The sequence below is a fragment of the Corallococcus terminator genome (assembly GCF_003611635.1).
Classification (GTDB): domain Bacteria; phylum Myxococcota; class Myxococcia; order Myxococcales; family Myxococcaceae; genus Corallococcus; species Corallococcus terminator.
The window spans coordinates 1-6,694 of the sequence record NZ_RAVZ01000444.1 but is presented as its reverse complement, the minus strand read 5'-3'; the positions used below and the strand labels follow the sequence as shown (position 1 = coordinate 6,694).

Below are 6,694 nucleotides of genomic sequence, written 5' to 3'. Positions count from 1 at the left end.
GGGATGGGGACGCGGCGGGAGTCGGGGGATGTGGCGGAAGAGGAAGGCGTGCGCCTGCTGGAGTCGCAGGGCTTCCGGGTGAGGGCGCGCAACTGGACGTGCCGCTACGGCGAACTGGACATCGTGGCGGAGCGCGAGGAGGTCATCTGCTTCGTGGAGGTGCGGATGCGCTCCTCGGCGGTGTGGGGAGACCCGGCGCACACGGTGTCCTTCGCCAAGCAGCGTCGGGTGGTGAAGGCCGCGCTGCACTATCTCTTTCAGAACGGCATCGACGGGCGCATGGTGCGCTTCGACGTCATCTCCGTCGTGGGCCAGGGCGAGACCGCCCGGGTGGAACACATCCCCGCCGCCTTCGACGCCGGCATGTGAGGACCTGTCCTTTGGCTGCAACGCTCTACCTCGTGGCCACGCCCATCGGGAACCTGGGGGACGTCACCGCCCGGGCCCTGGATACGCTGCGCACGGCGGGCTTCCTCGCGTGCGAGGACACCCGGCACTCACGCATCCTGTTGGACCACTTCGGCATCACCGGGAAGGACCTGGTGAGCCTGCCCGCCTTCGCGGAAGGACAGCGCGCCGGGCGCATCCTGGACCGCATCGAAGCAGGGGAGGACTGCGCGCTCATCACCGACGCCGGCAGCCCCGGCATCAGCGACCCGGGCGAGAAGCTGGTGGCCGAAGCCCTGGAGCGCGGCCTGAAGGTGGAGCCGATTCCCGGGGCGACGGCCCTGGTGGCGGCGCTGAGCGCGTCGGGGCTGCCCACGGGCCGCTTCCACTTCCTGGGCTTCCTGCCGCGCAAGGGGCCGGAGCGCCGGGCCATGCTGGACGAGGTGGCGCCGCTGTCCGCCACCTGCGTGCTCTACGAGTCCCCGCGCCGTCTGGGAGAGACGCTGGCCGACCTCCAGGAGGCCTGGGGCGACCGGCGCGCGTGCGTGGCGCGGGAGCTGACCAAGCTGCACGAAGAGTTCGTCCGGGGGCCGCTGTCCGCCCTGGTGGCCCGCTACGCCGCCGAGGAGACCCGGGGCGAGGTGGTCATCCTGGTGGAGGGGCGCACCGGCGAGCAGCGCTGGAGCGAGGACGAGGTCCGTCGCGCCCTGGAGTCTGGCCTGGAGCGGGGTGAGAAGCTCAAGCCCCTGAGCACCGAACTGGCCCGCCGCGCGGGGTGGCCCGGCCAGGAGGTGTACCGCATGGGCCTGGGCCTGAAGCAGCGGTAGCAACCACCCGCTGCCTCAGGGGCACGGCGCCTAGAACGCGAAGCTGGCGCCCAGGTCGAAGCGGAACGTGGTGCTCTGGATGGCCCGGAAGCGACGGGACGCCAGGTCGTAGCGCCAGTCGAACGTGGGGTTCAGCTCCGGCGAACCCGGGTTCGTGTTCACGGTGCCGTCGCCGTCCACGTCCTGACCGATGGTCTCCGACGTGAGCAGGTGGTCCGTGTTGTAGAGGAAGTTGCCGGAGGCGCGGATGGTGAAGGCCTGCGCGGCGCGCGCCGTGACGCCGATCTGGCCACCCACCTGCAGGTAGTCCTCCGACGTGAGCAGCTTGCGCAGCGCGGAGCTCAGCTCGTTGTAGTACCGGCCGCGGCCCACGTAGTTGCCCATCAGGCGCGCGTCCACCGTGAACTTCTGCGCCTTGGCCGCGCTCTCGAACGGCACCAGCTCCACGCCGAAGAGGATGCCCGTCTGCGAGGGAGCCTGGATGCCCGTCTCCTTGCGATCCCATGGGCCGGTGAAGCAGTTGCCCGGGGCGCCCAGGTTGGTCGGGTTCGAGCCGGCCTGATCGCAGTTGGAGTAGGCCTTGGGGCCGCGCACCGGGATGGTGTGGTACGCCTTGAAGTACGGGTCCGCCGCGCCCATGCGCCGCGAGAAGGACGTGTAGAGCTGGTACTTGTGGACGCGGTCGCCCACGTTGCCGCGCGTCCCATCCGGATCCGTCGTGTCCACGCTCGGGTCGCGCTGCTTGGCGGTGGGCGCCTCGTAGTCGATGCCGATGATCCACGTGGGCTTGGTGCTGTCCTTCTCCTGGTTGAAGAAGGCGTACGCCAGCCCGAAGTGGATGTTGCCAAGCCCGCCCCGGTAGCTCTCCTGCGGCATGCTGAAGAGCCGACCCACGCAGCCTTCGGCGGAGTACGGCGAGCCGTCCGCGTTGAAGCAACTGTTGACGATGGTGGAGTTGCTCTGGCCCACCCCCGACACGAACTCCCAGCTCTCGTTCTGCTGGAAGACGATGGGCAGCTTGAAGGAGAACTCCAGGTCCTTCCAGAGGCCGAACGCGAGCGCCAGGTTCAGCCGCGCGTCCACGCCCTTGTACCAGAGCTCGTTGACCTCCTGGAGACCGCCCTCGGCGGAGAGCTGCTCGCGGAGGATCTTCGCGCGCGTCTGCGTGCGCTCGAACCCGACGTCGAGGAAGAGATCGAACGGATCGTCATCCTCGAATGACGAGGCGATCCGGGTGATATCCGCGGCGCTGGCGGCGAGCGGCACGCCCAGCGTCAGCGCGGCGATGACGGTACGAAACCTGTGCATCCACAACCTCCGACGACCCACGGCCCAGGAGCCTGCCAGCTAGCCGTGCCGTCGGAGGAGTGTCAAGAAATGGGTGGGCGTTACTTGCCCGCCACGGGCGTGCCAAGCAGTCCGTCCAGCCGTTGGACCTCGGCTTCGTAGGCGCCCTTCTGGGTGGCCGTGAGGGACGCCCGGAAGGTCTTGTGCTGGTCGAAGGGGTCCAGGACCCGGTTTTCCCCCAGCATCAGTTGGTAGTGCAGGTGGGGGGCGAAGGAGTGGCCCGTGTTGCCGCTCTGCGCCAGGACCTGGCCCGCCGACACGCGCATCCCGGCCTGGACCGACTTGGGCAGCTCCGCCAGGTGCAGGAAGAGGGCGCGGCGGCCCTTGCCCCCGGACTCAATTAGCTCGATGCAGTTGCCGTTGCTGCCGAAGTTCCAGTTCTTGCGCTTGACGACGCCCGCGAAGGGCGCCCGGACGGTGGTGCCCACCGGCGCGCGGAAGTCCACGCCCTTGTGGCCCCGGCCGTCGCGCAGCAGGGACGTGATCTGCTCGTAGCTGTCGATGGGCGAGTGCTCCATCCGCAGCTCCAGCTCGTCGCCGTTCGGCACGTAGTAGCGGGCGTTCGTCTCTCCGCCGGGCTGGAAGCGGTAGGCGCGGTGCGTCTGGCCCGTCTTGCCGGAGATGAAGCGCACCGCGTACACCAGCGGCTCCTCGTTGGGCCGGCGCTGGTAGAGCACGTCCAGCGTGTCGCCCCGGAGGATTTCGCCGGGTACGCGCACCCACCACACCAGCGTGCGTGTCACCACCTGGGCCAGGGCGGGGCCCACCTCCGCGCCGGCGGCCTGGACCAGCGCCGTCTCCAGCGGACCTTCGATGCGGATGGACGCGCGCTCCAGGCCCGCGGCCTTCACCGGGTCGGTGGCGGCCGGGGGCGCCGCGGGAGCCTGCGCGAGCGTGCCCGCGTCCACGGGCGTCGCGGACTGGGAGGAGGCGCCGTCCATGGGGACGTCCGGCATGCGCTGTTTCCACCACCACACGCCACCCGCGGCCGCGCCGAGGATGACGGAGACGGCAACCACCGGTCCGAAGGGATTGCGCTTCGGTGGTCCACCGAGGGTGGGAAGATTCGGCCGCATTCAAGCTCCCTGAGGGTGAGAAGGTACGCGGGCCCGAAACCGCCGACGGAACGGCGATATTTCGGCGCGCCGGGGCTGCTACTCGTCCGGACCGTCGTCCTGCCCGTCCGGGGTGGTGTCGCGCAGGCCGAACTCCTTCATCTTCGTCTGGAGCGACTTGCGGCTGATCTGCAGGAGGCGCGCGGCGCGGGTGACGTTGCCGCCCGTCTCATCCAGCTTCTTCACGATGAGGTCCCGCTCCAGTTCCGCGGCCTTCATGCGCACGATGTCCTTGAGGCCCACCTCGCCCACCGGGACGTCCAGCGTGCCCAGCGAGCCGCCCATCGTGGCCCCCGCCTGCACGCCCGCTCCACCGCGCACCGGCTCCGGCAGATCCTTCGCCGTGATGGAGGGTCCGTCCGCGAAGAGCAGCACGCGCTCGATGAGGTTCTCCAACTCGCGGATGTTGCCCGGCCATGCATAGGCCTGGAGCAGCGTCAGCGCGTCGTCGGCGATGCCTTCGATCTTCTTGTTGAGGCGCCGGTTGTACTTGTCCACGAAGTGCAGGGCGAGCATCGGGATGTCGCTGCGACGCTCGCGCAGGGCGGGCAGCACGATGGGCACCACGGCCAGCCGGTAGTACAGGTCCTTGCGGAAGCGGCCCGCTTCGATCTCCGCCTGGAGGTCGCGGTTGGTGGCCGCCACGAGCCGCACGTTCACGCGCGTCGTCTTGATGCCACCCACGCGCTCGAACTCGCCCTCCTGGAGCGCGCGCAGCAGCTTCACCTGCATCTCGACCGGGATCTCGCCAATCTCATCCAGGAAGAGGGTGCCTTCGTCGGCCAATTCGAAGCGGCCCGGCTTGGACGTGACGGCACCGGTGAAGGCGCCCTTCTCGTAGCCAAACAGCTCGCTCTCCAGGAGCGTGGCGGGGATGGCGGCGCAGTTGATCTTGATGAACGGCTTGTCGCGGCGGCTGGACGCCCCGTGCAGCGCGGTGGCGATGAGCTCCTTGCCCGTGCCGCTCTCGCCGGTGATCAGCACCGTGGACGGCGTGTCCGCGACCTTGTCGATGATCTTGTAGACGTCTTGAATCGGCGGCGACTCGCCGATGATGGCGGAGCGGGCCTTGTGATCCGCCCGCACGGAGCGCTTGGCGCTCTCGTTCGTCTTCGCGGCCTTGGCCACGACGGAGGACAGCTCCGCCTGGTCGAAGGGCTTGGTGATGTAGTCGAACGCGCCCGCCTTGATGGCCTCCACCGCGGAGTCCACGGTGCCGTGCGCGGTGATGATGATCACCGGCACGTCCGGGTTGGCGGTGCGCACGGCGGCAAGGACCTCCATGCCGCCCAGCTTGGGCATCACCAGGTCGGTGACGACGATGTCCGCGCCGTTCTTGTGGAACTCGGCGAGGCCCTGTTCCCCGTTCTCCGCGACGGTGACGTCGAACCCGTCGCGGCGCAGCAGGGCAGCCAGCACCTTGCGCAGGTTCGTCTCGTCATCGATGACCAGGACCTTCGCCATGGGGACCCGCGCTGGGAGGGCTATCGGCGCGCCGGGGGGGCAGCGGGGAGGGCGCCTTCGAGCGTGCAGATGGCGTCCGGGTGCTTGATGCGCAGGAGCAGCGACTCCAGCACGCGGAAGGGGTGGTTCATCTTGCTGGCGCCCAGGTAGGCGGCGACCATGTCCATGGCCACGGCCAGGTCCATGTTCTCGCGGCCGGTGGACACCACCACGCCCGACTCGCCGCGCAGGCGGTTGGACTGGTAGACGCCGTCGGAGGCGAGCTGCTTGATGGTTTCAATCTCCAGCACGCCCGTCTTCTCGTAGATGCGGTGCAACTGCGAGTACAGCCGGGGCGACAGCACCACGGCGTAGGGCCCGAAGTGGCCGGCCTCGTTGAGCTTGCGCGTGGCCTCCACGATGGTCTGGAACCCGCCGCCCGGCGCCGTCCAGTCGCCCAGCGTGGCGGTGAGGCGGCCGTTGGCCGTCATCAGGCCTTCGTAGCCCAGGCGCTGATCGCCGTAGAAGATGAGCTCGTCTTCCTGCTGCGCGCACAGGGCGGCGGCCCCGGCGGCGGCGGACACGTCCAGCGGCATGTTGTGCGTGCGCGCCGCCTCGATGTCCCGCCAGTGCAGCAGGAAGTCCTTGTAGATGATCGGGATCGTCTTGAACTTGCGCACGTCGGTGAAGACCATCGCGGTCTCCTGCTCACCGACGATGTCCACCGCGCCCGGGGACACGCCCTGGAACTCGTCGTAGGCCACCGTCTGCACGCCGGCGCCCAGCGGCCCGTAGATGTCCAGGATGCGACGGCCCACCAGCGACCGACGCGCCACCTGGATCACCGTCTCGTTGAGGCGCGCCCACTCCTCTTCGCGCAGTGGGTTCTCGGCATGTCCAAGGAAGTCAGGCATCGGTGTCTCCGTGACGGGAGCGGGAGAGGAGGGGGAAGGCGAAAGGGGCAAGGGACTTCAGCGACCACTGCCGGAGCCACCGCCGCCCCCACCGCCGCGGCGCAGGGTGCCCACGGTGAGGGGATGGCTGTTGGCGGACGGCGGCGGCGCGGGGACGCCATAGATGAGGCGCTGGGGCGGCAGGGACGTGAGCGGCTCGGCCGTCAGGCGTCCCACGGCGGGCGTGGGTGGCGCCCGGACCGTCGCGGGCGTGGGCTCCGCTTCAGCGGGGACCTCTCCCACGGCCTGCTGGAAGTGGCCGGCGACAAACGGCTTGGCGAAGTGCGCATCCTGGCCCTTGTCGAGCAGCCGGAGCATGTGGGTGGCCTCGGAGACGTGCTCCTTCTCCTCGGCCACCAGGTGCAGGAAGAAGGCGCGGACCTCCGGGCTGGAGGAATCCTCCGCGAAGGCTTCGTACTCGTTGATGGTTTCGAGTTCACGTGCCAGCACGGCGCGGATGCGCGCGACGTCGGACCGCTCGGTGTCGGACTTTCCGGCCATTGGGGCGGACCCTCGCAACCCGTGGGGACACCGTCAAGTGAAACAGCGGTCGAAGGGTTTCCTGCTGCATGGCTCAAGACGCTGGACATAGAGTCCGCCCCTTCGTGACCGCCCCTGCTCC

At 69.3% G+C, this 6,694-nt stretch carries 7 protein-coding genes; 2 read left to right on the top strand and 5 right to left on the bottom strand.

Annotated elements, in window-relative coordinates; genetic code table 11:
* The first annotated feature begins 3 nt into the window (after window positions 1–3).
* Both D7V88_RS37515 and rsmI read left to right on the top strand, forming a co-directional pair.
* Complete coding sequence (locus D7V88_RS37515) at window positions 4–369, top strand: YraN family protein (protein WP_120545365.1); 366 nt, start codon at window positions 4–6, stop codon at window positions 367–369.
* Window positions 370–380: 11 nt separating this feature from the next.
* Window positions 381–1,214, top strand: coding sequence for a 16S rRNA (cytidine(1402)-2'-O)-methyltransferase (rsmI, locus tag D7V88_RS37510; protein ID WP_120545364.1), 834 nt, complete (start codon window positions 381–383; stop codon window positions 1,212–1,214).
* Window positions 1,215–1,244: 30 nt separating this feature from the next.
* Here the strand turns inward: rsmI and D7V88_RS37505 are convergent, their stop codons facing one another.
* The 5 genes from D7V88_RS37505 to encB all read right to left on the bottom strand — a co-directional run bounded on the left by D7V88_RS37505 (window position 1,245) and on the right by encB (window position 6,573).
* Entirely contained in the window at window positions 1,245–2,522 is a 1,278-nt protein-coding gene (locus D7V88_RS37505; protein ID WP_120545363.1) for a hypothetical protein, read from the bottom strand.
* Window positions 2,523–2,602: 80 nt separating this feature from the next.
* Window positions 2,603–3,637 carry a M23 family metallopeptidase gene (locus D7V88_RS37500; RefSeq protein WP_120545362.1) on the bottom strand — a complete coding sequence of 345 codons (1,035 nt, stop codon included), beginning with the start codon at window positions 3,635–3,637 and terminating at the stop codon, window positions 2,603–2,605.
* 78 nt (window positions 3,638–3,715) lie between these two features.
* The gene (locus D7V88_RS37495) at window positions 3,716–5,140 is read right to left on the bottom strand and encodes a sigma-54-dependent transcriptional regulator (RefSeq protein WP_120545361.1); all 1,425 of its coding nucleotides are present in this window, start codon (window positions 5,138–5,140) and stop codon (window positions 3,716–3,718) included.
* A gap of 20 nt (window positions 5,141–5,160) precedes the next feature.
* The gene (encA, locus tag D7V88_RS37490; protein ID WP_120530943.1) at window positions 5,161–6,033 is read right to left on the bottom strand and encodes an encapsulin nanocompartment shell protein EncA; all 873 of its coding nucleotides are present in this window, start codon (window positions 6,031–6,033) and stop codon (window positions 5,161–5,163) included.
* A gap of 57 nt (window positions 6,034–6,090) precedes the next feature.
* Complete coding sequence (gene encB / locus D7V88_RS37485) at window positions 6,091–6,573, bottom strand: encapsulin nanocompartment ferritin-like cargo protein EncB (RefSeq protein ID WP_120545360.1); 483 nt, start codon at window positions 6,571–6,573, stop codon at window positions 6,091–6,093.
* Window positions 6,574–6,694: the final 121 nt, after the last annotated feature.

What these genes read in the sequence shown, in the direction of transcription:
- D7V88_RS37495 (WP_120545361.1), bottom strand. Translation starts at nt 5,140, where the DNA reads ATGGCGAAGGTCCTGGTCATCGATGACGAGACGAACCTGCGCAAGGTG.
- D7V88_RS37515 (WP_120545365.1), top strand. Translation starts at nt 4, where the DNA reads ATGGGGACGCGGCGGGAGTCGGGGGATGTGGCGGAAGAGGAAGGCGTG.
- D7V88_RS37500 (WP_120545362.1), bottom strand. Translation starts at nt 3,637, where the DNA reads ATGCGGCCGAATCTTCCCACCCTCGGTGGACCACCGAAGCGCAATCCC.
- encA (WP_120530943.1), bottom strand. Translation starts at nt 6,033, where the DNA reads ATGCCTGACTTCCTTGGACATGCCGAGAACCCACTGCGCGAAGAGGAG.
- D7V88_RS37505 (WP_120545363.1), bottom strand. Translation starts at nt 2,522, where the DNA reads ATGCACAGGTTTCGTACCGTCATCGCCGCGCTGACGCTGGGCGTGCCG.
- encB (WP_120545360.1), bottom strand. Translation starts at nt 6,573, where the DNA reads ATGGCCGGAAAGTCCGACACCGAGCGGTCCGACGTCGCGCGCATCCGC.